A 24,183-nucleotide genomic window follows, 5' to 3' on the forward strand; every position below is an offset into this window, starting at 1 on the left:
GAAGAATATTCAGGCAGCATGTGAACGGCTGATCAATCACTACAATGGTGGAAGTGCCGGAACGATGGACGATAGCCCAACCTTCTCTCGTTGGAAAGCTGGCGTCGCCCGCAAAACTGAATATTGTTATAGACACTTTATTCGGCATTGCATCGGGAATATTGGCACTTCCGCATCTGTATCTGCGCTTTGGGACTCACAAAAATAAAACTCCTGAAAAAGATGAGAACGATCTCAACAACTAATCCCAAAAACGATGGGTGATGTTTCCCGCATTGGATGATCCATCACGGACGACAGTTTGCATCGCCCGTCGCGAAATGCGGCGGTAGCGTCCTCAATGATATCTGTCCCAAAATCGGGTTGAGCATGCTAAAAACCTTTAGGAGCTCGGCGTCCAAAACTCCTCTCTTTCTCTGCGTCCTTTCCCTGGCTCCCAGGGAAAATTTCCACCAAGGTCACCAGAACGCACGTGAGTTTTATTCAAGTACTGCTACTTCGTTACCCATGGTGACGGCGACGCAACCCCCGTTGCTGGCGCAGAAGGCGTCGTAAGAGCCGGCATCTCACCCGCTTTGAAACAAGGCGCTGGCATCTCATCACGCATCGCCAGCGTATAGACTGCGGCCGAAACAAATATGATCGCCGACGATTTTGCGCATCACTCTCGATTGTGCGTCCGTAAGTGTCCGAGGTTGGGTGTGCCGTATCACGCCGAAGTATTCGATCGGGTCCTGCAGGGTACCGAGTCCCGGCGGTCCACGTTGTTGAACGACTTGCTGTCCGTCCACAACACGCTTTTTGATACTCCGCGGCACCCCGCAAAGCCGAGACTCAGAAAATGGGCAAAGCTTCGCGAAAATACCTTAGTAGCCTCAGGTGGGCCAAAAATGCCCAAAAACTCTCGGCTCTCGCTGTGCGGTCAATATTGAAGTATCCATTGAATTAGTTAAATTCGGGGGTCGGATTTTCCACCGCAGGTAAAGTACCACCCGACGTAAGCCTGCGAAGCGATCAGGCCTGGCTCTTCGCCGCCCCAGCAAGCAACACGGGATCAATGCCTCGCGGTTTTACCGCTATCACCTTTCAACGCCAGGGACGCGCCGCTTCCATCATAATGGCGCACAGCCGACCAGCGTTGTCAGTTCTCTCCCCTTGCGGAGTGCCGGGAATCAAGATGTCCGCCGGGCGCTGACGACCTCGTCTTTTGGCCGATCAATTGATCTCACCGATGACGTTACGGCAAATCACACCGTCAATTTCGCCACGGCTGCGGAGATCGAGTCAAAGCTTCACCTTGGTCTTATGTGGGGCGCAAGCAAACGATAGATTCTGCCGGAAATCCTCGTTACGCAGCCCGACGGTGGGAACCACCTCCGTAATCTGGCGAAAGTCTGGTTGTTAAAAAGCTCTTACGGCTCCGCGATCAAGCTGTGATTGGTTAATGCGGACCGCGACGTTGTTTTCGAGAAGAAGTCTGTCTAGCTGTTCGCTCGCTTTCTCGCCCTTCAAAGCGTTCGGCCTCGGCGGCAAGGCTGAGCATTATTTCCACCGCAAGGAAAGGTTTCGGGACCGCATTCACCGGGTTTTTTAATCGGGTCCATTCGACATCTCATACGGTTCTTTGGAAATACTTAGGTGTCAGTTCCGGTTGACCTGGTCTATAAACGTAGGTTTGCCGACAAGGACGATCTTGCCGTTCACGTCAGCTTCTCTGCGCTATCAAAATACGCAGTCAGTTCTGCCTGCGTCGGCAGTTGGATAACCTGAGGATTTTCTGCCGACGGAAGTGTCGGATGCAAGACTGACACCGTCCACAACTACAACGCCTTTTTCCAAAGGATTACTTGCCAGAACTTCGTATGCAGTGTATCCTGCACCGGGAGATCATATAGGCCTGTAATACGCTCTATGACCAACCCGGATGTCCGAACTCAAACGGCTCAAGAGCAGCGTTATCAAATCCCACGACAGCATTTCACGCATCGCCCATTTTGCGGCGTTGGTGTAATTTGGGCTGCCGTTAGCCGCGGCCCGTAAACGTCGCTGAAATAATGAAGCGTGTTCATTATCCTGAGTTTTCATTCGCTTCCTTGCGAATAGCCGCATATATGTCGGTTTGGGACTTGTCCTGCGCAAATAAATTAGCGGCAGGATAAATGATTGAAGTAGTAAAACAATAACTGCGTAATGAATGAGTGTCCTGATTTTCATAATATTGTTCAAATAATACAGTAGATCGGCCAATAAAGTTTCACCAAGTGTCGCGTTTCAATATTGCTTATCAGTGGAACGTCAAATTCCGCCGACACTCTGCAACTCATTGCTGCACAATGCTTTATCTCATTTTCAGTCGTCCACCATTCCACACCGTTCCAGCCCGTTCGACTCTTTATTGGAACGCAGAACTTGTTTATTTTCAACAGTTACAGTCATTTTTCCAGCATATTCCACCACTTTTGAAAAAAATGATAAGACGTTGTCTTACACTCAGGCCGCGAACCCTTTTAGACACCAGAGTGCCAAAAAGAGCGTTTCCATAGATGCAAGATCATATCATATTCTGCATTCAAAGGCAAGATCTTTTTTTAGGCCGCTAGGCCTAAGCGGACATTCCTCTGGAGCGTTGTTTAAACAAAGCGGCTGTCCTGAAAATTCATGACAGCCGCTTTTCTTAATTCACTCAGCTAAGAATAACCAAGCAATTTTTCTGATTCACTATTCCTGCGGATTAGCGATGAAGTCAACATACTGAGACATTGTCAAAGAGGCTGAGTACCTGGCTAGGCGTCGAGAATGTGTAACGCTGTGAGTTCACCGTTACAACCTAAGTTTCGCCTACCGCCGAGGCCTTCGATCGAGAAGTATCCGGAATGAACCTGTTGACGATACGCGGCTCTGCGAGCGAGTTGCCTGTAATAACGACCTTCGCATTGCGTATGCCTGGCACCGTCAGCGGTCATCACTCGTCCTGAAACAGAGCATTAGCTGCAGCTGTGGATGTCAGGAATTCGATACCCCCCAACCGCCGTTCACACAACCTCGTGATGTTAGCAGGTGAGACGAACAACCCGGCATCGTCACGCATGTACAGGCTCCAGACACCGTTAGCATTGGTAAATCTGAAGTTACCATTCAACGTCTGAGTGTCCGTTCCGCCTACAGTGCTGCCCGGTTCGTTTATACGGCCCGGCAAGTGCAGGTGCTGCGAAGTTCGGCTGTCCAGCCTCCCAGCTTGTTGGTTCGAATACTCCGGTCGTCAGGGCTCCCGAATTTGGCAGTACCTGACCGGCAGCGTCTGAGAACGTCAAAGTAACAGGGTTAACCAATTCCAGATTGCCTCCGGCATCAGCCTGCAGGATCATCTGTCGTCCCGTCGGGCCGACAAGCAGGAAGTCCATGTGATCCGGTATCTGATGTGCCACATCATAAAGCGATACACGAAGTGCTCCGATCTGTACCGGTCCGCCCGCAACCGTAATGGTTGACGGATACGGTGAAGCCGGCGAACCAAGCGTTGTGCAAATGGCTCCGGCTGCACGGAATGCGTTTGCCGTGTCGTTAATGCTTAGAACAGCCGCACTAGGCGTTCCGACATTGCACCGGTCAAGTGAGATTGACGGTTTGTGTCGGTTCGACCAGAGTATCGCCACATATCACTACGTTGACACCCTGAGTTGTTTCGCCTGGAGCGAAGGTCACTGACTGCGAAACGCTGATGTAATCAACACCTGATGGTACATGCAGCACCGCCCGTTGCTGTGCCGTTCGACGTAGCAAAGTTCACTACGGTCGTACCGGCCAGATTACCCGTACGGTTTATCGCAATAAGCGCCGTCTGCGTTCGTCTTCGACATACGTCGTCGAGCAAATGCGACCACAGGAGTTCCGCCAGGCGTAGAGGTCGCGGTGGCGGTGGCTGTAGCAGTCGCCGTGTTTGTTGCCGTCGCAGTATTCGTCGGAGTACCTGTTCCCGTCGTGGTGCTTGTCGGCGTACTCGTTGCCGTGTTCGTAGCCGTCGATGTCGGTGTATTCGTCGGTGTGTTTGTTGGAGTAAACGTTGGTGTAAGGTCAGGTGTTCCCGTGCCTCCGCTTACCGTAACACTGCCATTCGTCGTCGCTGCCGGTGGATCACCTTCGTTCCAGACAAATCCAGGATGGAATGTCGGTGTCGGGCTGGTGTAATCCTCAAACACAAGCGTTGTCGATTGTCCCGCAGTGCCGACAATGTTGAACCTCAGGTTCAACAATGTACCAGAACCGGTGAGGCTCGCTGCCTGGAATGCCGAGATGATAAAGTGTCCCGGATTCGAGGTATTTGGCGTGATCGACATCGCACTGCTCAGCGTTCCGACCTGATCGAAACAGGCATTAGCTGTACAGGCAGTTCCACCGGCAGGCTGAAGTATCGCCGGATTGAACGTCACCTGCATATCGTGGGGAAATAATTCCTCTGCCCGTTGTATCACCTGCCGTAATAGGCACCACGATCAAACTACCTGTTGCTCCACTTACGTTCGGCAAGCTGACAGTCACCGGATTTACCGAAGGTGTCGATGTAGCAGTTGCCGTCGCGGTATTCGTTGCCGTAGCTGTTGGACGTCGGTGTAAATGTGGCGGTCGACGTTGGCGTCGGAGTGTTAGTCCGAGTCGGCGTAAACGTCGGTGTAAATGTCGCCGTAGCTGTTGCCGTCGGTGTAAATGTTGCCGTGGCAGTCGCCGATGGCGTATTTGTCGAGGTCGCAGTATTTGTCGGTGTAAATGTTGCCGTGGCAGATGCCGTTGGCGTATTAGTTGATGTCGCCGTAAACACAGGGGTGTTTGTTGGCGTATTTGTAGCCGTATTTGTCGCCGTCGGTGTTGGCGTAAACGTGGCGGTCGAAGTTGACGTAGCTGTGTTTGTCGGCGTCGGTGTAAACGTTGCCGTATTTGCCGGCGTCGCTGTGTTCGTTGCCGTAGCCGTTTCTGTAGGTGCAGCTGTTCCGGCCGGTATGGTTACACTACCGTTCGTTGTTGATGCAGCCGGATCGCCTTCATTGAACATAAAGCCAGGATGGAAGCCGCCCGTTGGGTTCGTGTAATCCCCAAACGCCAAGTTTGTAGACTGTCCCGGTGTTCCGATCACATTAAACCTTAGATTTATCAGTGTTCCGGACCCTATCAATGCTCCTCCCTGGAATGCAGAGATAATAAGGTGTCCCGGATTCGATGCGTTCGGTGATCGACATCGCAGAACTTAGTGTTCCGGCCACATCCGTTGGCGGTGAGGCTGGCGTCACAACTGTCGGGTCAAAGGAGATTTGCGTCATAAGAGATCACTCCCAAACCTGTCAGGTCTCCGACCGTTATCGGGATGATCACCACACCTGGTGTCGCAATTACGTTCGGCAACGACACCAATACTCCACTCGAGTTCCTGCGGGCGTCGCGGTAAACGTTGCTGTTGCCGTGCTCGTCGCGGTGTTGGTTGCCGTATTTGCCGGAGTGTTAGTCGGCGTGTTAGTTGACGTAGCCGTTTCTGTCGGCGTGTTAGTTGACGTAGCCGTTTCTGTCGGCGTATTCGTCGAAGTCGCCGTAAACACAGTGTGTTAGTTGGCGTATTGGTCGCCGTTGAAGTTGCAGTCGCCGTTTCTGTCGGCGTCGGCGTAAACGTTGCTGTGTTAGCCGCTGTCGGCGTATTTGTTGCGGTATTTGTCGGGGTCGCTCCGCCCGGAATTGTTGCGCTTCCGTTTGTCAAAGCGGCCTGCGGATCGCCTTCATTAAACATGAATCCTGGATGGAAGCCGCCAGTCGGATTCGTGTAATCCTCAAATACAAGAAGAGGTCGACTGTCCCGGGTTCCAATTACATTAAATCGAAGATTGATGAGCGTTCCCGAGCCTATCAATGACGCTCCTTGGAATGCAGAAACGATCAGGTGTCCGGCATTGGCCGAGTTCGGGTTATCGACATTGCACTGCTCAGCGTTCCGACGGTATCCGTGGGCGGTGAGGCCGGCGTCATAACTGTCGGGTCAAACGAGATTTGCATGTCATACGAGATAACTCCCAACCCTGTCAGATCTCCAACAGTTATAGGAATAATAACGAGGCCGGGCGTTGCACTTATGTTTGGCAACGACACTGGCACTCCGCTAGGCGTACCCGCTGCTGTTGGAGTAGCCGTGCCAGTCGCTGTATTGGTTGCCGTATTTGCCGGCGTATTAGTCGGCGTGTTCGTTGACGTTGCCGTAAACACAGGAGTGTTTGTTGGCGTGTTAGTTGATGTTGCCGTAAATACAGGAGTGTTTGTTGGCGTATTCGTCGCTGTGTTCGAAGGCGTATTCGTAGCCGTATTTGAAAGGCGCAAATGTCGCAGTCGAAGTAGGCGTTGCTGTCGATGCCTCGATGTCGCTGTCGGCGTGTCCGTCGGCGTCGGTGTAAACGTTGCCGTGTTAGCCGCTGTCGGAGTATTTGTCGCCGTATTTGTTGGAGTCGAGCCGCCAGGTATAGTCACGCTTCCGCTTGAAGGCACTGCGACCGGATCGCCTTCGTTGAACATAAACCCGGGATGGAATCCGCCGGACGGATTAGTATAGTCATTGAAAACAAGATTGCTCGATTGTCCCGGCGTACCCACAACATTGAAGTTGAGGATAAGCAGTGTTCCCGAACCAATCACCGAAGCTCCCTGAAATGCCGAGATGATAATGTGTCCCGCATTCGACGTGTTCGGCGTTATAGACATTGAAGAGCTGAGTGTTCCCGTCGTTGTGACAGGTGCAACAGCAGGCGTCAAAACCGCAGGGTTGAAATCCATCTGGAGGTCATATGAGATAACTCCAATCCAGTCACATCACCCACTGTGATCGGAATAGAGATCGGCCCCGGTGTCGCGTTAATAACCGGAAGCGATACCGCTACAGTATTACCCGCGAGCCGATCCGGCAGAGCGAGTGGTAATCGTAATTGTATTCGCAGGTATCGCAGATTGTGCACCGGAAAAATCGGTGCGACACTACTCTGCAATCCGAAAAACTGTGCTGTCGAGTCTAAAAACCCTAGACGAGAACTGGCACCGTAAGCTGAAACACTTAGCAGCATTGCAAAAATAATAGCCAGAAGTCCAAAGTTTTTGCAGGAAGATCCTTTGAAAAGAACTTTCAGTGAATTTAATATGAATACAAAGGGTGTAACGACACTCTTAACGGTAAACGACGACATAGATATCTCCTTAAGGAATGCTTTTTGATCTCTAGAGCAATTTAAAGAACAATGGTGATAATTCTAATACGGAACACCCGATAAGGTCAACGGGATTTTGCTCATAAATCTACTTAAACCTTGTTTTTAGTAATAATAAAAAGCTTTTTAGTCTTAATTTTTAGTTAAATCCTAAATCCGAAGCTATTCACCAAAAATCATTTCGATTAGATAACCTGAAACTCATACTTATTCACAACTAAATCTCTGATGTGAGGAGATAGTAAATGGAAAAATGGCCGCGTCACATGAGACGTAGCCATTTCCGATCGTAGAATGAAATTAGCTTAAGGCATTTTGACGTCCATCCGTGTTGAGGATGCAAAACCCAGCTGGTTTGCCATCCTTGGTGGTCAGATTCACCTGCTTGTAGCCTTTTTCGTTTCCGAGTTGGTATACCTTTTGCAGATATTCTTCACGTTTTCTTTTGTCAGATTATCCCATGATGGCAGCATCAACCCGTAGAATGTGTCGCCGGCGATCTCTTCCCGCTCTTGATGTGCTCACCCAGAATCGAATCACCAAGATCAACAACTGCAACACCTGCCGTCGAAGCCTTCTCCTCGTCAATGGTGCTTGACCACACATATAGGCCTCCGGCAACAAGTATGAGCACAAAACCAACACCGAGCAGCCATCGATTGACATTGCGAACATTGTCGATCAGATTGCCAACGAAAGACGATTCTCCCGCAGGCTTAGTTTCCGCTTTTGTTTGTTCCGGAGTATGTGTTTCAGGTTCGATCGCGTTGTCGATCTCATCGGCTGCGGGTTCCTCGTTGATAACCTCGTCGGTTAACCCATGCAAAAGTTCAACCAGGTCTAGCGATCGGCCTGCAGCATCTGAAACAGACGGATCGTTGAAATCGCCATACTTGATCTGAATGCTTTCCGCATCCATCTTTTGGCGTTCGCGAATGATCAGGCCGACGTAGGCATTGCCGATGCGAATATTACTTTCGATAGCAGCGGCAATTACTGATGGCTCGTAAAATAGTTCGTTTATACTCTCTTTGAAGAGTCGCAGCCGACCGAAAAGTCGCTTTCGATAAGCTGGTCAAAAGCGTTGCTCCTTCGGCTTCGTTCGCAAGATCGTCAAAGCTCAAACCGGTCAACATGATCTTTGACTCGTCATGTTCCGCGTCATACAGCGGCACACTCGACCAGTCGCTGTACAGCGTGTTGATATGGCTAAGTATTTCCTCGCGGCCAAAAAGGCATGCCCGTTTGTCCTGACTGATCGGCCTTGAAAAGAGGCGCGTTATAACAAAATCAAACTTCGATCGCACCGTTTCCGAATAAGGAGCATTTCGATAAAATCGGGCGAGGGCCAGTATCGCCTGTGAACTGAGTGCCGGACGTGAATTTTCGCAATATTGACGAATACTTGCAACCGATATATGACTATCACGTTCGATCAGTGCCAATCCCACGCCTCTGTCTCCTGCATCAGAGCAAATTCAGCAGCCTTATGCTGTTCGGAATTTGAGTTTTCGGAAATGTTCAGGAAATTATTTAGAGCCTTCTTGGCATTAAAATCGTCGAAGGTCTTCGGGACGATCTTCATGTATTCGCGCTCGACGCCGGTCAAAATATGTTCGACCATCTGATGGCTCGAAACTTCAGCAACTGCACGCTTCTTAAAAAACTCCTTGCCGTGCCGGATTCTTTTGGGTTTGGCATGCTTGGTTTTGCCGCAGCCTGAAATTCCTCTGCGGTCTCCATGAGAACTATCTCTGCTTCGGAGCCTATATCTGATTCGATATTTGAAAATTCGGAGTCCAACTCCGCTATCTCATCATCGAAGGCCGCAAATTCCGGCTGCCCGTCGTCCTTGTCAGGGACTTTTGCGGCTTCCGGAATACCTGTAGCGGCTTTTTCTTTTGTGCGGCGTCGATTACCGTATTTTCAAGCAGGTTCTCTTCTTTCAGTTCGACAATAAGGTCTTCGAAGACATTCATGGTGGTCCACCTTTCCGGGGATGGAAATTTAAGGAGGAGGATGGGTAGGGAAGAATTATTAGGGCTGGAGTTGTTCTATCACACCGGACTGTGTGATCCTATATTGGTAAACTTGGCCTTCACCTGTAACCTGCCGGGTAGCAACGATCGTATATCTATCCCTCAATTGCGTATCCGCCGTCTCCTCCAATGTGAAGAGAAACTTTCCTCGGACAAGATCATTTCCTGATGGTGTGCCTAAGCCATTTCCAAGCAGACTGTTTATCTCAGTAAGACGGCCAAACCGGCCGGTTCTTTGAAAGAAGCCAACCTGGGTAGAAGAGATGGTTCGCATGGAGGCAAAAGTGTTGCCGTTTTCTGACGCACGCACAGCCTTTTGAAGAAAAGGAACTGCCAACGCCGCTACAATTCCGATGATCACGACTACTATCAACAGCTCAATTAAAGAAAATCCTTGCTCACTTGATTTTTTCATTACTCTTAAACCTCTGTATTTCTTTATTCAAATCTCACTAATGTGACATTTTTTGGCACTTTACCTTGACAAGATCCGGCATCTTTTAGACCGGATTTAGTTAACTTCAAGGTTTTTCAAATATTCCGGTATATTCCGGACTGCTGTCTCTTTGTATTAGCAACGGCTATGCCAAAGCCAATTTGGGCTGTTTTTAAAGAAAGTCCGGGTTTATCCGAGAAAGGTGTTTGTTTTTTAGCGGATTTTTATTAAGCTATTAGCTTTTCCTTTATTGTTGGTGAGGAGCGATTAGAACTTGAGCGCGGTAATAGATCAAACAATCGAAACATACGGCATCGATAATTGGGGTGCCGATTACTTTGGTGTAAATCGAAAGGGCAACCTGATAGTTCGTGCGCCGGAAAACGAAAATTTCACCGCCGACGTAAAAGAGATCATTGACGATCTCAGCAAACGCGGCGTCAACACGCCGATCCTACTCCGTTTTCCCCAACTCATCTTCGGACAGATACGAAAGCTGCAAACAGCCTTCCGCAAATCGATAAAAGAATTTGAATATGAGGGCGGCCATCTATGCGTCTTCCCGATGAAAGTCAATTCCAACCGTGCCGTGATCGAGGAATATCTGCGCGAAGGTTCTCGATACGGCTTTGGCCTTGAGGCAGGCTCCAAGGCAGAACTTTACGCCGCTCTTGGCGTGGAACAGGCAAAAGACAGCTTGCTTGTCCTCAATGGTTTTAAGGACAGAGAGTTTATCCAGCTTGCTTTTGCCGGAGCTTCGGCGGGCAAGAATGTTGTCATTGTTATCGAAAAATTGAGCGAGCTCGATCACACGCTAGCGATCGTCGAGGAAACTAAAAAAGAAAATCCGGATGCCGATATTCCGATGATCGGAGTCCGTGTAAAACTTTATTCAAAAGGCTCAGGAAAATGGGAAAAAGCGGCGGCGAAGCGGCCAAGTTCGGCCTGACGACGACGGAAATTCTTGAGGTCATTCGACGTCTGCAGGAAGCCGGACGAATTGATATGCTTCGGCTGCTGCACTTTCATATCGGCTCACAGCTTACCGACATCAAGCGTATCAAGAACGCGATGAAAGAGGCCGCCCGCACCTATGCCAAGATCGTAAAAATGAAGATACCGATCGAGTATCTCGACGTCGGCGGCGGAATGGCGGTTGATTACGATGGTTCGCGAACATCCTTTGAATCATCAGCAAATTACAACGCCCGCGAGTTTGCAAACGATGTGATCTATGTGATCAAAACTGTCTGCGACGATGAGAATGTCGCACACCCGACGATCATCCAGGAATCCGGGCGATATTTATCGGCATATCACGCGATATTGGTAACCAACATCCAGGACGAGATCGAAACGGTAGTCGAAAGCCATACTGCGATGACGTTTGAGAAAGATGATCCTCAGATCGTTCGTGAGCTTTTGACCTGCGTGAAACGATCAACGGAAAGAACTATCGCGAGTATTATCACGACGCGCTCGAAAACCGCGATGAACTTTTCACGATGTTCAATCTCGGCCTCATATCGCTTGAGGCAAAGGGCAAAGGCGAGGTCCTGTTTTGGGACATCTGTGAAAAAGCGGACCAATTCGCTCAGCTAAAGAAGTATGTTGCCGAAGAATTTGATGAATTGCGGCGTTTGATGTGTGCAAAATACCTTGCAAATTTCTCAGTTTTTCGGTCAATGCCGGACAATTGGGCTCTTGAACAATTATTTCCGATCATCCCGATACATAAACTCAACAAAAAGCCCACAGAATATGCTACGCTATGTGATATAACCTGTGATTCCGACGGTATAGTGGATAAATTCGTCGATCTGCACGATATTAAGCCGGTGCTCGAATTGCACAAGCTTACTAAAGGGGAAAGTTATTACCTTGCGATGATGCTCGTCGGCGCCTATCAGGAGGTTATGGGAAACAACCACAACCTTTTCGGTGTTCCGCACGAGGCTCACGTGTTTATCGGCGAGGACGGCTACATCATTAAAAAAGTGATTTACGGCGCGACACTAGGCGATGCAGTTGGTTCCGTTAGATTTGATCCGGGCCAATTGAACGACACTTTTCGCAAATCGGTTTTACAAAGGATCAAGGAAGGCCGCCTTTCAAATAGTGAAGGCAGCAAGATCATAGAATTTTACGAGGACCAGGTTGAAAGTTATACATACCTGACTCCGAATGGAAAGAAAAAGTAAGCAGTTGGCAGCAGGTCTCCTTATGCCGACGAAATATTAAATATATATAGAAGAAAATTATGGTAGCTCAAAAGAAAACAAAGTCTTCGAAATTCCTGTCTGTTCCAACGCGTCCGGTGCCTATCGATCGTGACCGTTCAGTAGCAGGGCTTCTCGAAAAAATGGAAGGTGCGGGTTTCGGTGCAAAACAGCTTGCCGAAGCACATCGTATATGGTTGGATATGCTCGACGACAACTCGACGATCTATCTTTGCGGTTCCGGCAATCTGATCACATCCGGCATGAGACGTCTTATTGCATATGTAATTAAGAATCGATTCGTAGATGTAATAGTGATGTCCGGCACAGTGCTGTACAACGACATTCACGAGATCCTCGGACGCAGCCATTATCAGGCCCACCCGAACATGAGTGACGAGGATCTGGAAGCAGCCGACATACGACGAGTCGGCGACGTGATCGCTAATCGCGAAGAATATCAGGAAGCAGACGAGTGGATTGGCAGCGTCATCAATCAGCTTGAACTAAGCCGTTCCTATTCGATCCGTGAATTCCTACACTTGATGGGCCGCGAACTGTCTGAGATCGCACACGAAGACGGTATTTTGACTTCGGCATTTAAGTCACGTATTCCCGTTTTTTGTCCTGACCTTCCAGGTTCCGAGATCGCGATCGGCATAGCGCGGCAAAATTTGAAAAGAAGATCCAGATCGCGTTCGATACGACTCAGGATTCGATGGAGTTGATGCAGATCGCGCATAAAACGCGGCACTCGGCTCTCATATCTCTCGGCAGCACGCAAAGCCACAACATGCTTAATGTCGCCGAAATTTCGTCTTACATTACGCGAACCAATCCTCGCGGTCATAAATACGCAATCTCGATCGCAACGGACTCCGCGACGCTTGATGCTCGTATGCCATCATTCGGTGGCAGCCATACTTCGGCTTTTGGAAAGCTGGTTCGAGGTGCAACCACCGCGAACGTAACGTGTGATCCGTCTATCGCATTGCCAATGATCATTACGGCTCTTTCGCAAACAGCCGCTAAGTTTATGAAAGGCCGTAAACGTCCGACGTTCAGCTTTTCGGGCAAAGATATGAACATTGACGTACCTTAAAAAGACAAAACGTACAATGCAAAATGCACAATGAATGAGGTTTTATCATTGTGCATTTTGCATTTTGAATTACATCATTAAAGACATGTCTGAATCTGAAGAATTACCAATGAATTTTGGCGGGATCGACGAGGAGCAATATTCCTCATTTGATTCTGCGCGTGTTTTGGTTCTTCCCGTTTCGTACGAGGGAACAGTTTCATATGGCACAGGTACTGGAGCTGGAGCGATGGCAATAGTAGACGCCTCGCGCAATATGGAGCTCTACGAAGAGGAAACCGATTCGGAAGTTTATAAGATCGGGATCCACACGCTGCCAGAATTCACTCCGCGTGAAACGCCGGAAGAGATGATGTCTGGTCTTTATGACTACACAACGAACGTTCTAAAAACAGATAAATTTCTTTGCATGATCGGCGGCGAACATTCGGTGTCCGCCCCGATCATCAAAGCCCATAACGAGAAATACGAAAACATGAGCGTTCTGCAGATCGACGCCCACGCAGATCTTCGCGACGCATACGACGGAACACCTCACTCTCACGCATCCATCATGGCCCGCGTAGTAAAAGATCTGCGTATCCCAGCGGTCCAGGTTGGCATACGTTCGATCTCTGGTGACGAAGCTCGCTCACTGAAAGAAGATCTGCCTACACGAATATTTTGGGCGCGGGACATTGCTGGAAAAACAGACTGGATCGATGAAGCGGTCGATTCCCTTACCGACAATGTATATCTAACCATCGATATTGACGGTCTCGACCCGAGCATAATGCCCACGACCGGCACGCCGGAACCCGGTGGATTAGGCTGGTACGAAACTTTAACCCTGATCCGCAAACTCGCTGAAAAGAAAAGAGTTGTGGGCATGGACCTCGTCGAGTACTCTTACTTTGAAAATTACGACGCTCCGGCATTTCTATGTTCAAAGCTGGTATATAAATCTCTCGCCTACATCTTCAACAATCAGACGCCAAAAGTCTCGACGTAACCGAAATTTGCTCAGTCTTTCGTACATTTATTTTCCGAACAATCCTTTTAGATGATTCGTAGTACACAGTTGCTTGAAGCATATAAAATAAAGCGTAATATTGAAAAATGGCATTCTTTATTTGGAGTATAATTCGATGAATATTAAGAAATTATTTGTAATTGGATCCATCGCATCCGCTGCATTCGCTTCGGGATGCAAAACCAATCTTTTGGCTGGTGGCCAAGAACTACCTGTTGCCAATCAACAGCCGGTCCAGTCTGCACCAGTCGTGGTGGAAGGAATGCGGACGTCATACGCTGACGTTGTTGAGAAAACTTCGCCCGCGGTCGTTCGCATCGAGGCCGATCATAAAGAAAAAGCGTCGCCGAGAACTGAGTTTCCCGGCGGAGACGATTTCTTTAAACAATTCCAGATTCCAATGCCCAGACAAAATCAGCGTCCTCAGATACAGCACGGCCTCGGCTCCGGAGTCGTTGTTGATGCGGGCGGCACGATCCTGACAAACTATCACGTCGTAGAAGGCTCCGATAAGATCACTGTCGCCATGAGCGACAACAAAACCTACGAGGCCAAGATCGTCGGCACCGATCAGCCTAGCGATCTCGCAGTATTAAAGATAGAAGCAACAAATCTTCCCTTTCTCAATCTTGGCAATTCCGACAATGTTCGCGTTGGCGACATCGTTCTCGCGATCGGCAATCCGCTCGGAATCGGCCAGACCGTAACTGCCGGAATCATCTCTGCAAAGGGCCGTCGGACCGGTCTTAGTGACGGCAGCTACGAAGATTTTCTGCAAACCGATGCACCGATAAATAAAGGCAATTCCGGCGGAGCTCTTGTAAACCTTAACGGCGAACTGATAGGCATAAATTCGCAAATTCTATCTGGAGGCTCAGGCGGCGGAAACATCGGCATCGCCTTCTCGATTCCGTCAAACATGGCTAAGTCTGTGATGGAACAGCTGATAAAGGACGGCAAGGTCCGACGCGGCATGCTGGGAATAAATATTCAGGACATTACCGAGGACACTGCTCAGGCATTAGAACTAAAAGACAGAAGCGGTATTCTCGTTAGCGGTGTTAAACCCGGAAGCGCAGCTGAAAAAGCCGGGATCAAACGTCGTGACATCATCATCGCTATCAATGGCGAAAAGATAGAGACCAGTAATGTTCTACGAAATAAGGTCGCGGGAACACTGCCCGGAACCGATATACAAATCACGGTCGTTCGTGATGGTAAAGAATTAGAACTTACAGCAAATTTGGATGAGTTCGACAATGGTGAGTCAAAGAAATTAGGAACAAATCAGGAAGGCGAAGAGGATAATTCCGGACCGGCAAATCAGAGCGGCAAACTTGGTTTAAGTTTGCAACCAGTAACGCCGCAGATCGCTAAACAACTCGGACTCGATTCCGATTCCGAAGGTGTTGCTGTGACGGAAGTCGATCCGAACGGCCCGGCGGCCGAAGCCGGGATTGATCGCGGTGACGTTATCCTTGAGTTAAATCAAAAACCGGTAAATTCAGTAGCAGATGTTAAATCAGCACTGGGTTCAGCGGAGAGCAAACCCGTCCTCTTGCTGATAATCCGTCGAGGACAGACGATCTACCTCACGGTCAAACCCGAATAGCTGTAAGCTAACAAATGTAGCGAAATGGAAAAACTCCCGGTTCATAATTGAACCGGGAGTTTTATTTTGGTCGGGACGACTGGATTTGAACCAGCGACCTCTCGCACCCCAACCAACCTGAGGGTTAATCACCGCTTCTCAAAAGCTCTCAAAACCAATCAAAATCGACTGTTTGAGCGTCGTGGAGATGTTGTGCTTAGATGTGAGTCGGCAAAAGTGCAACCATCTTGCAACCAACTTACCAAGATTATTCCTACTCAGAATGGCGATAAATAACCCTTGCGAGAAGATCAAAATAACACATTTTGATCGAAAATCAACACCAATTTTGCTGTCGAGTATTTTGCGACATTTTCGGGAAACAATCTGACGATACCCCATCTCCTAAGTCATTTTGGCTTATTAACAAACCAACGAGTTTGTATTCGATTTCCATTACTTTTCCCACTTCTCGCCTACCGCTTTTTTATATATTTGAGGAATTTTGTCTGAAATGCCACCCCTCTTTCATGTTGGTGCATCGCGACATTGTTCATTGACAGATGTCACTTTACACCACATTCTTTAAATGATGGATAAGCATCAGCTACCAAAATTGAAAAAACTTGGGGTCTTTACATTGGATCAGGGTAAGTCTCTGGGAATTAGTCAGCAAGACATATCCCGGCTTGTCGCTGCAAAGGAGATCGTTCGTCTCGGTCGTGGAATCTACCTTCATCCAAAGGCATTGCTCGAGAACGATGTCGGATTCCAGATCGCATATTCAAAGTTTGGACCCGAGTCGGCAATTGGGGGTCTTTCGGCTCTGTATCATTACAATCTTGCCGAACAAGTGCCGGGCGAAATATGGGTAGTGGTTCCGGCCGAAAAAAGAACCCGAGAAAAGGGTTATAGACTGATTCGAACAAAAACAAGACTCGACAAACATATCGTAGATGAACCGGGTTATCGAATTGTCACGGTCGAAAGGGCGGTACTAGAGGCTCTAAAATTCCTCACAAAGATAGGTGAGCGAACGGCCCTTAAAGCCGCTCGCGAGGCTCTTGCAACAAGAAGAACTACGGAAGCAAAGCTTGCAAAAGCAGCAAAGGAACTTGGACTTGAATCGGTAATGGCCAAGCATCTGGAGGTCATCGTGCCATGACCACCAAAGCAAAAGTCTTCCAATCGGAATCAGTGTTTCCAAAGCATCCCAGTCAGAACCGGATAGTTGAATCGTGCCTATATTTCGCCAAGACGGGCGACTAGCTATCGATATTCGGTCTAAGTCGTTATTAGTGACGATATTATATTCCAAAAAATGACTGTCCTTTTCTACTCGCCATATTCGCCGATTTATATTGACATTTTTCCATTTATTCGCCATAATTGACGCATTATGAGATTCGATGCAAACACTACCGATCAAGCAATTCTTAAAGAAATCGGAGAACGTGTCGCAATGATTCGATTGAATCAAAATCTCACCCAAGCCAACCTTGCGGAGCAGTCCGGGGTGTCGAAGCGAACCGTCGAACGGCTAGAGGCTGGCGAATCGGTTCAAATTACAAGCCTGATTCGGCTCCTTCGCTCATTAGGCTTACAGCAACGTTTAGAAGTTCTCTTCCCGGAACCTGTCGCAAGCCCAATAGCTCAAATGAAACTTCAAGGGAAAAACCGGCGACGAGCTTCGACGAAGCGAACTCCAAACTCAACGAATAAGGCTTGGAATTGGGGGGATGAGTCATGACAACGCTGGCCGAGGTCAAGCTGTGGGGGAGCACCATCGGGGCGGTTTCGCTTGAGGACCGAAATGATGTGGCTGCCTTTGAGTACACACCAGAATTCATGAAAAGCGGCATTGAGGTTTCACCGATTGTGATGCCGCTCACTGGATCAATATATGTGTTCCCGGAACTGCCACGACCGACTTTTCACGGCTTACCCGGTTTGCTGGCTGATTCATTACCGGATAAATTTGGAAACGCTCTCATCGATGCCTGGCTCGCGACGCAAGGCCGGTCCGCTGATAGTTTTAATGCGGTGGAAAGGCTCTGCTATACGGGCTCACGTGGTATGGGAGCCCTCGAGTTTTTCCCGAGCAAGGGTCCAAAAGAGATGGCCTCTCGTAAGATCGAGGTTGACGCTTTAGTTAAACTGGCTTCCGACGTTTTGAATCAACGAAACAATCTTAATACTACTTTTGACGATCCTGATTCTCTCAGGGATATCCTTCGCGTAGGAACCTCCGCGGGTGGTGCCCGGGCCAAAGCGGTGATCGCGTGGAATCGGAAAACCAATGAAGTTAGGTCTGGGCAAGGAAAAGCCGGCGACGGATTTGAATATTGGTTATTAAAGTTTGATGGCGTCACCGGAAATCGCGACAAGGAACTTGCCGATCCTCAGGGCTATGGAGCAATCGAATACGCCTACTATCTGATGGCACTTGAGGCAGGAATACAGATGAGCGAATGCCGCTTACTCGAAGAAAACGGCAGACGGCATTTCATGACAAAGCGATTCGACCGTCTCGAGAACGGCGAAAAGCTGCACATGTTGTCCCTGAGCGGCCTCGCTCATTTTGATTTCAACAATGCCGGCGCATATGGTTACGAGCAAGCCATGCTCATCATGCGTCAGCTTAAGCTATCGACATTCGCCATTGAGCAGATGTTTCGCCGGATGGCATTTAACATCCTTGCGAGAAATCAGGACGATCATGTCAAGAATATCGCTTTTCTAATGGGCAAAGAGGGCAAATGGTCTCTTGCCCCCGCGTTTGATGTGGCATACAGCTTTAATCCGTCTGGAGTATGGACATCGAGTCACCAGATGACCATGAACGGAAAACGGGATGGGTTTTCGATGAATGATTTTAAGGCATGCGCTGAGGCGGTTTCACTTAAACGAGGTCGCGCTGAGTCAATTGTTGGTGAGGTCAGAAAGGCAGTTGAAAGATGGCCGGATTTTGCCGATACCGCAAAAGTCACCGGATCGTGGAAAACGCAGATCCAAGAGAATCTGCGTTTGGAGTTGTCGTCAATTTGAGCAATATTACTACCGATCCATCGATGCCGCTCGTTTGATCAATCCTGCGACGGCGGAGGGGTTTGAGATCATCGCTACATGTGACCGGCCTTTGATCACAACCGTACCTTTCGATCTGGCTCGTTCAGCCATGAATGCCAATGTTTGGGGCGGGATGTTCTTATCTTTGTCGCCGTAGACGAACCATGATGGGATATTCTTCCAGGCTGGCTCGGGTGCTAGATCGGTGAGCGCAGCCTCGGTGACCGGACGTTGTGCGGCTGCCATCAATTTTGCATTGGCTTCGGAAACGTCAGCGGCAAACTGGGTCCAATATTTGTCCTGCTGAATGTAAGGTTCGATTCCGATAGCCGCCTCCAGTAACTTCAGTAGAATCAATAATTTACAATGCATAGCGTTCCAATCCCATTCCTTATCGTTGCAGGATTATCGTAACTCCCCGCACCCGACGAACCAGGTTCATCGCCTCAGCGACCACTTAGATGACGTCCGTGGTATGAGATCGGGCAAAAGGCAACTGAGGCGGGGTTCCGTCTTTCAGTTAAAGGTTTACGCCAGGGCACAACACTCCCTACCGACTGGCGTAACGCAGCATGACAATTGCAGATTGAAGTACTACGGGATGATTACTCCCGGTATGCAGACGAGGCCGTTGAAGATAACTAACTTCGAAAGATTCACGGTTAACCTCTCATACCAGTACTTAACTCGCGAGATTGGACTGCACCACTAAATACAACTAACCCGTTCAATGCGACAAAAAAGAAATGGAGAATCGTCACGACGAATCCTTGGGTCGGCATGTTTGTGAGATAGAAAATATCGAACCAAACGACATTACTTATGCCGCAGATCAAGTGAAACGCGATCGCCAATTGATTTCCGGCAGTCGTCGCAAGTTTCGAGGAGAAATACCAGAACAATACTGCTGTCGTAATCCCCAACATGTGAGCTTCCACGGACGAGATCACAAGAGGATTCTGATGGAAAATGTTGCCAAAGACTCCTTTGCCGGCCAGGTATGACGTTAAGTCTGAAGCAACGCCGAAACTACCAGCCAAGCCGACGAAGACGGCGTCTGCTCTCAAAATTATCTTATTCATCTTGCAACCTCCGCGTATCTAGAGCGTCCGCTTGCGTCAGAAAAGTAGACACTACAGCTCTCGTTGAAATGTAAAAGTCTGCTAAATCGATGTCTCGTGATATTCCATTTGCGACATCTATGTCACAAAACACTTTCACTCCTGAATTAAAATTGCTCATCAGTAAATCACGGCCAGAAAGAAATCTTGAGAGAGTGTGAGCACACGCCACCCATGTGAAGCCCAGAAGAGTTAGTTACCAATCTTCTTGAAGCTGATCGAGATAATTGTCATTCCGAGAAATGAGATCTTCTCAATTAGCCCTTGCAGAGCTGCTTGGTCTGATACGAGACCCGAAATGACTGTTACATCGGTTTCGGATGAAATGGACATCAGATCGAACCATTCCGTCCAGCTCGGTTCTAGTTTGCCTTTGATCCGAATTTCACAGTACCCTTTGTCAATTTGTTGATCGTTGAATTCCACTTTTCTCATTTCTCCCTGTACTTCGTACCTAAAGTAGCCAGTTTGAATCTACATATGTCGCGGGTGTACTGTAATGTCCCAAAAGTTACATTTCGAAGAAGAGGAATTTCGGGCTCGAAAACGCGTACTACGAATCGCTGAACGGCGGGATAAGTTGAAATCTTCGGGCGAGTTCGATCGCTTGAACGCGGCTGTGTACGTCGAGTTTTTGGTAGATGTTGCTGAGGTGACGTTTGACGGTGCCGGGAGATATGAATATTTTATTGCCGATCTCGTGATTCGATAGCCCCTGAGCGACAAGCTGCATCACTTCGAGTTCCCTTTCACTTAATGGGTCGTTGACGTACCACCAGGGCAGATCTGCGCCGACTGCCTTTTCCTTCTGGGGTTTGTGTGACGCCGTCGATGCAAAGGAATCATTTAGTCTGATCACGTACTTTAGCAATTCGGGCTTTTCGATCTCCCACCTTCGGCCGTTTTCCTTTAGGCACTCGATCAGAAGGGTTGATATTGACTCGCCTTCATCAACGAAACTACGCACGTAAGCTCCGGGCTCGGCCAGGATCAGTGCTTCTTCCAGTGTGCTGAGGGCTTTCGCCTCATTTCCGCATGATCGATGTACGACGGTTTCCAGAATCAGCGTTTCTAGGACTATACGTTGGCGCGACCCTGCTTTTGCCGCTTTTTGCAACCGTGTGAGTATCGGCAAGGCCTGTTCGGCTTTTTCGGTGGCGATCAGCCATCGGGCAAAGGTCAAATACTCCAATTCGCCCAAATACGTGGGCAGATCTTCCGGACTCAAACCGCAAGACTCGCCCCAACTGTTTGCCAAATTAACATCACCGCGACGAATGCAAAGAAGGGCGTTCAAAGCTTCAAGCTGCCGGACAAAAATTGCGTTGCCGCATTTTTTCATACGGTTCATCCCGCTATCGATCAACACCTGTGCCCTCGCTGGATCGCCGCTCATCTCAAACATAAGAGCCAAACTTTTCAGGCTATCGGGCACGAGTACGATGTCGCTTTCGCGCCCGGTTTTGTCAATGATCTTCAGGGCCTCGTTCAAATGGATCGTGGCATTTTCGAGGTCATTCAGTTCGCGGTAGATGTCACACAAGAAACTGTGCGGCAAGATCAGCGGTTCGTAGCGATTCGGAGCTTTTTCATTGATGAATTTGATCGTTGCGTGCAGAGTTTCGGCACCAGCCCTAAGGTGTCCTTGCATTGCACGGACATATCCCAAGAAGATCATGCCCCAAACTTCAAAAAGAACGTGATCGTGCTGCCGGTATGTCGGGAGAGCATCAAGGGTTAGTCGCTCGGTCTTTCTAGTGTCTCCAATTAACAGAGACGTCGCGACGATCGCATGTTTTGTTATGACGTGTTGAACTGTATTTTCGGGCTGTAACAGCTCGAGGGACTTTGCACCGTAGTCCAATGATTTTTCCAAATCGGCACGGGCTATTGATATATAGCAGCGGGACGACCAAACCGAGCTGAGAAGGCTGCGTCTCAGATCTTCCGCTTCTGCGGTTTCAATTATCTGCAAATACCTTTCGGCCTCATCATATTCTTCTTTATAAATGAGGGGCAGCACAAACCAATAGCAGGCCATTGGGTGCGTCCTCAACGCATTCGCTGGAATGGAATCGGCCCAGCGTTTTAACCGGTCAAACCGGGCGACCGAGAAGAGTTGATAACCTATCGGCTCGATAAGGTTCAGAGCTCTGTCCCAATCCTCAGTTGCCAAAGCGTAGCCGATGGCCTCTTCAAGCAAGTCATTTTCTTCACACCACAGGCTTGCTTTGGTTTGAAGCTCTTTAACAATATCTGATCGTTGCTGCTTCAGCTTGACGCGTAAAAGATCGGCAAACAGATGGTGATAACGGAACCAGTTATTTTTGTTGTCCAGCGGGATCAGGAACAAATTCGATCGGTGAAGGTGCTCAATTATCTCGTGTCCGTCGTCATTGAGAGTCAAAGTGTTGCAAAGTTCCACGTTAAACCGACCAAGCACCGATGTGAGCAGCAGAAAATTTTGCACTTGTTCGGACTGAAGGTGTAGAACCTCGTCGAGCAGATAGCCCAGCACAAAACGATTGTCGCCCGCGAAACTTTTTATAAATTCCGATTTGTCTTCTTTACCCTGCAAACTTAGGGCTGAAAGCTGCAATCCTGTGATCCAGCCTTCGGTACGTTCCATGAGGACAGCGATGTCGTCAGATCGCAAATCCAGGCTCATTACATCATTTAAGAAGGTATTGACCTCTGCTTCGCCAAATCGAAGATCTGCCGCTCGGAGCTCCTTCAGCTCGCCCCTCGCTCTTAGCCGCGAAAGCGGAAATGGCGGATCGCTGCGGGTTGTTATGAGCGCATGGGCATGAGGAGGCAAGCGTTCAATAAAAAAACTCAACGCGTCGTGAATTTGGTGTTCATGGATAAGATGGTAGTCGTCAAGAGCCAGAACAAACTCAAATTCCTGTGCACTTATTTCATTTATCAGCGAGGTCAAAATGACTTTTATCGGAGGAGCCGGCACGATCTGTAAAAGATTGGTGGTTTCCTGTACCAAATTCTCGTTAACCGCCCGCAGCCCGGCGACTAAGTAACTCAAGAATCGCGTCGGCTCGTTATCCTCCGCATCCAACGAGATCCAAGCAAGCGGGATCTCGCTCTGCTGATGCCACATCGTGACGATCGATGTCTTACCAAAACCTGCGGGTGCTGAGACTAACGTTAGTTTGCCCTTCAACCCCTCATTCAATTGATCGAGGAGCCACGGACGTTCCACGAGGGTTCTCCGCAGAGGCGGTATATAAAGCTTGGTTGTAAGTGTGTTGCCTAACCCGTCCATAGACTCTGCCGCTTGAGGACGCGACTCAACCCCGTAGGCGGCCGCTCAAGCCCATCTCGAAACCAGTTCAACCGCATTGGACAACCAGGACCAAAGAAATCGATCTGATCGGCGTGAAAATTCAATATTCGAAAAAAATAGCCGACAAAGAACCAAATGTCAACAGTTTACTGAGATCGTCTTTCGACATTTCGCCGAACAATTCGAACCTAGGTTCCGTGTGCAGAAATACATCTTTCAAATGTGTCTTTCGAGACATGTGAGTACATCTGGCAATTATCTATCCTGCGAGTGACTTTGCGAAAAAGCTGGTTCGGGGCTAACAGAAAATTGAAGAAAGTATGGGATGCCTGAAGTAGCTCGATAAAGTTCAAAATTGAATAAGGAGAATATTTAGAATGAACGTACAGAATTTCATAAGGAATCGTAGGATCTGGATGGCGATGGCGATCATGTTAGCTGCGTGTGGGGCCGCCCTCGCCCAACAAGAGGTGAAATTTGCTAAGAACCAACAGGAAAATGCGACCAAACTGCGTCAATACAGTTGGAAATCACGAATGGAGGTTCGCAAAGACGGCGAGACGAAGAGCGTCAAATTGCTCATGACACGCCACGACATTGATGGAACCGCACAACAAACTCTACTGAGCGGGTCGCAAGAACAAATCCCAACCGGCGGTTTGAAGGGCATGATCGCGAAGAAAAAGAAAGAGGAATTTGTGTCACTCCTGGACCGATTGGGCGGCCTTGCGAGATCTTACAGTCAACTTCCGCCTAACAAGATGGAGCGTTTTATTGCGAATGCGACCTTCACACCAGAACGAAATCCTCAGCAAGCACTCATTCGGATCCAGGGCAAGGATGCTCTACAGCCCGGGGACTCGATGACAATCTGGGTTGATGCGACAACACGCAAGCAGCGGAGAGTTGAGATACTGTCAACCTTTGAGAACAAGGCGGTGCGAATAGTATCCGATTTTGAAGATTTGCCCAACGGCCCGACATATATGGCCCGTTCGGTCATCGACTATCGTAAAGGAGAGATCCTCGTAACGACAGAAAATTTTGACCATAAACGGGAGGAAAAGTAG

29 protein-coding genes and 1 pseudogene are annotated in these 24,183 nt (G+C 48.8%); 11 read left to right on the forward strand and 19 right to left on the reverse strand.

Going from position 1 to position 24,183, the window contains the following annotated elements:
* The first annotated feature begins 44 nt into the window (after positions 1-44).
* Entirely contained in the window at positions 45-245 is a 201-nt protein-coding gene (locus IPL32_00005) for a hypothetical protein (GenBank protein MBK8464187.1), read from the forward strand.
* 354 nt (positions 246-599) lie between these two features.
* Here IPL32_00005 and IPL32_00010 read toward each other — a convergent pair whose 3' ends face one another.
* The 9 genes from IPL32_00010 to IPL32_00050 form a co-directional block, all read right to left on the reverse strand.
* On the reverse strand, positions 600-791 hold the full coding sequence (locus IPL32_00010; GenBank protein MBK8464188.1) for a hypothetical protein: 192 nt from the start codon (positions 789-791) through the stop codon (positions 600-602).
* Between the two features lie 1,096 nt (positions 792-1,887).
* Positions 1,888-2,214, reverse strand: a complete 327-nt coding sequence (locus IPL32_00015) for a hypothetical protein (GenBank protein MBK8464189.1) — start codon at positions 2,212-2,214, stop codon at positions 1,888-1,890.
* A 569-nt stretch (positions 2,215-2,783) separates the two neighbouring features.
* A complete protein-coding gene (locus IPL32_00020; GenBank protein ID MBK8464190.1) occupies positions 2,784-2,963 on the reverse strand; it encodes a hypothetical protein in 180 nt (59 codons plus the stop codon).
* A gap of 165 nt (positions 2,964-3,128) precedes the next feature.
* On the reverse strand, positions 3,129-3,653 hold the full coding sequence (locus IPL32_00025) for a hypothetical protein (GenBank protein MBK8464191.1): 525 nt from the start codon (positions 3,651-3,653) through the stop codon (positions 3,129-3,131).
* Positions 3,607-3,780 carry a hypothetical protein gene (locus tag IPL32_00030; GenBank protein ID MBK8464192.1) on the reverse strand — a complete coding sequence of 58 codons (174 nt, stop codon included), beginning with the start codon at positions 3,778-3,780 and terminating at the stop codon, positions 3,607-3,609. The genes IPL32_00025 and IPL32_00030 overlap by 47 nt, the downstream gene beginning before the upstream one ends.
* Positions 3,781-3,806: 26 nt before the next feature.
* A complete protein-coding gene (locus IPL32_00035) occupies positions 3,807-4,469 on the reverse strand; it encodes a hypothetical protein (protein ID MBK8464193.1) in 663 nt (220 codons plus the stop codon).
* Between the two features lie 26 nt (positions 4,470-4,495).
* Positions 4,496-5,125, reverse strand: coding sequence for a hypothetical protein (locus IPL32_00040; protein MBK8464194.1), 630 nt, complete (start codon positions 5,123-5,125; stop codon positions 4,496-4,498).
* Between the two features lies 1 nt (position 5,126).
* Positions 5,127-5,309 carry a hypothetical protein gene (locus IPL32_00045; GenBank protein ID MBK8464195.1) on the reverse strand — a complete coding sequence of 61 codons (183 nt, stop codon included), beginning with the start codon at positions 5,307-5,309 and terminating at the stop codon, positions 5,127-5,129.
* A gap of 69 nt (positions 5,310-5,378) precedes the next feature.
* Positions 5,379-5,582, reverse strand: coding sequence for a hypothetical protein (locus IPL32_00050; GenBank protein MBK8464196.1), 204 nt, complete (start codon positions 5,580-5,582; stop codon positions 5,379-5,381).
* A 3-nt stretch (positions 5,583-5,585) separates the two neighbouring features.
* Here IPL32_00050 and IPL32_00055 point away from each other — a divergent pair, with 3 nt between their 5' ends.
* A complete protein-coding gene (locus tag IPL32_00055) occupies positions 5,586-5,804 on the forward strand; it encodes a hypothetical protein (GenBank protein MBK8464197.1) in 219 nt (72 codons plus the stop codon).
* 109 nt (positions 5,805-5,913) lie between these two features.
* On the opposite strand, the gene IPL32_00060 is transcribed toward IPL32_00055, so the two are convergent.
* The 6 genes from IPL32_00060 to IPL32_00085 form a co-directional block, all read right to left on the reverse strand.
* Positions 5,914-6,798 carry a hypothetical protein gene (locus tag IPL32_00060; protein ID MBK8464198.1) on the reverse strand — a complete coding sequence of 295 codons (885 nt, stop codon included), beginning with the start codon at positions 6,796-6,798 and terminating at the stop codon, positions 5,914-5,916.
* A gap of 897 nt (positions 6,799-7,695) precedes the next feature.
* Complete coding sequence (locus IPL32_00065) at positions 7,696-8,142, reverse strand: hypothetical protein (protein ID MBK8464199.1); 447 nt, start codon at positions 8,140-8,142, stop codon at positions 7,696-7,698.
* A 52-nt stretch (positions 8,143-8,194) separates the two neighbouring features.
* Positions 8,195-8,674 carry a hypothetical protein gene (locus IPL32_00070; protein MBK8464200.1) on the reverse strand — a complete coding sequence of 160 codons (480 nt, stop codon included), beginning with the start codon at positions 8,672-8,674 and terminating at the stop codon, positions 8,195-8,197.
* A complete protein-coding gene (locus tag IPL32_00075; GenBank protein ID MBK8464201.1) occupies positions 8,659-8,847 on the reverse strand; it encodes a hypothetical protein in 189 nt (62 codons plus the stop codon). The genes IPL32_00070 and IPL32_00075 overlap by 16 nt, the downstream gene beginning before the upstream one ends.
* A gap of 184 nt (positions 8,848-9,031) precedes the next feature.
* Positions 9,032-9,202, reverse strand: a complete 171-nt coding sequence (locus IPL32_00080; GenBank protein MBK8464202.1) for a hypothetical protein — start codon at positions 9,200-9,202, stop codon at positions 9,032-9,034.
* A 58-nt stretch (positions 9,203-9,260) separates the two neighbouring features.
* Positions 9,261-9,677 (reverse strand): prepilin-type N-terminal cleavage/methylation domain-containing protein, encoded by a 417-nt coding sequence (locus IPL32_00085; GenBank protein ID MBK8464203.1) that lies wholly within the window; start codon positions 9,675-9,677, stop codon positions 9,261-9,263.
* Positions 9,678-9,972: 295 nt separating this feature from the next.
* On the opposite strand from IPL32_00085, the pseudogene speA reads away from it, so the two are divergent.
* The 8 genes and pseudogenes from speA to IPL32_00125 all read left to right on the forward strand — a co-directional run bounded on the left by speA (position 9,973) and on the right by IPL32_00125 (position 18,670).
* Positions 9,973-11,899, forward strand: a pseudogene (speA, locus tag IPL32_00090) (biosynthetic arginine decarboxylase).
* A gap of 59 nt (positions 11,900-11,958) precedes the next feature.
* On the forward strand, positions 11,959-12,645 hold the full coding sequence (locus IPL32_00095; GenBank protein ID MBK8464204.1) for a deoxyhypusine synthase family protein: 687 nt from the start codon (positions 11,959-11,961) through the stop codon (positions 12,643-12,645).
* On the forward strand, positions 12,636-13,019 hold the full coding sequence (locus IPL32_00100) for a deoxyhypusine synthase family protein (protein ID MBK8464205.1): 384 nt from the start codon (positions 12,636-12,638) through the stop codon (positions 13,017-13,019). Before IPL32_00095 ends, IPL32_00100 begins: the two co-directional genes overlap by 10 nt.
* 85 nt (positions 13,020-13,104) lie before the next feature.
* Entirely contained in the window at positions 13,105-14,010 is a 906-nt protein-coding gene (gene speB, locus IPL32_00105; GenBank protein ID MBK8464206.1) for an agmatinase, read from the forward strand.
* A gap of 136 nt (positions 14,011-14,146) precedes the next feature.
* Positions 14,147-15,643 (forward strand): Do family serine endopeptidase, encoded by a 1,497-nt coding sequence (locus IPL32_00110; protein MBK8464207.1) that lies wholly within the window; start codon positions 14,147-14,149, stop codon positions 15,641-15,643.
* A gap of 568 nt (positions 15,644-16,211) precedes the next feature.
* On the forward strand, positions 16,212-16,787 hold the full coding sequence (locus IPL32_00115) for a type IV toxin-antitoxin system AbiEi family antitoxin domain-containing protein (protein MBK8464208.1): 576 nt from the start codon (positions 16,212-16,214) through the stop codon (positions 16,785-16,787).
* A gap of 234 nt (positions 16,788-17,021) precedes the next feature.
* The gene (locus tag IPL32_00120) at positions 17,022-17,372 is read left to right on the forward strand and encodes a helix-turn-helix domain-containing protein (protein MBK8464209.1); all 351 of its coding nucleotides are present in this window, start codon (positions 17,022-17,024) and stop codon (positions 17,370-17,372) included.
* On the forward strand, positions 17,369-18,670 hold the full coding sequence (locus IPL32_00125) for a type II toxin-antitoxin system HipA family toxin (GenBank protein MBK8464210.1): 1,302 nt from the start codon (positions 17,369-17,371) through the stop codon (positions 18,668-18,670). Before IPL32_00120 ends, IPL32_00125 begins: the two co-directional genes overlap by 4 nt.
* Positions 18,671-18,679: 9 nt before the next feature.
* Here the strand turns inward: IPL32_00125 and IPL32_00130 are convergent, their stop codons facing one another.
* From IPL32_00130 to IPL32_00145, 4 genes are all read right to left on the reverse strand, one after another.
* A complete protein-coding gene (locus IPL32_00130; protein MBK8464211.1) occupies positions 18,680-19,063 on the reverse strand; it encodes an alpha/beta hydrolase in 384 nt (127 codons plus the stop codon).
* A 290-nt stretch (positions 19,064-19,353) separates the two neighbouring features.
* On the reverse strand, positions 19,354-19,773 hold the full coding sequence (locus tag IPL32_00135; protein MBK8464212.1) for a hypothetical protein: 420 nt from the start codon (positions 19,771-19,773) through the stop codon (positions 19,354-19,356).
* A 231-nt stretch (positions 19,774-20,004) separates the two neighbouring features.
* The gene (locus IPL32_00140) at positions 20,005-20,247 is read right to left on the reverse strand and encodes a hypothetical protein (protein ID MBK8464213.1); all 243 of its coding nucleotides are present in this window, start codon (positions 20,245-20,247) and stop codon (positions 20,005-20,007) included.
* Between the two features lie 118 nt (positions 20,248-20,365).
* Positions 20,366-23,092: a hypothetical protein gene (locus tag IPL32_00145; GenBank protein ID MBK8464214.1), complete on the reverse strand. Its 2,727-nt coding sequence runs from the start codon at positions 23,090-23,092 to the stop codon at positions 20,366-20,368.
* 398 nt (positions 23,093-23,490) lie between these two features.
* Between IPL32_00145 and IPL32_00150 the strand changes: the two genes are divergently transcribed.
* On the forward strand, positions 23,491-24,183 hold the full coding sequence (locus tag IPL32_00150; GenBank protein ID MBK8464215.1) for a hypothetical protein: 693 nt from the start codon (positions 23,491-23,493) through the stop codon (positions 24,181-24,183).

It is taken from the genome of Chloracidobacterium sp. (assembly GCA_016711345.1).
In the GTDB taxonomy this organism is placed as follows: domain Bacteria; phylum Acidobacteriota; class Blastocatellia; order Pyrinomonadales; family Pyrinomonadaceae; genus OLB17.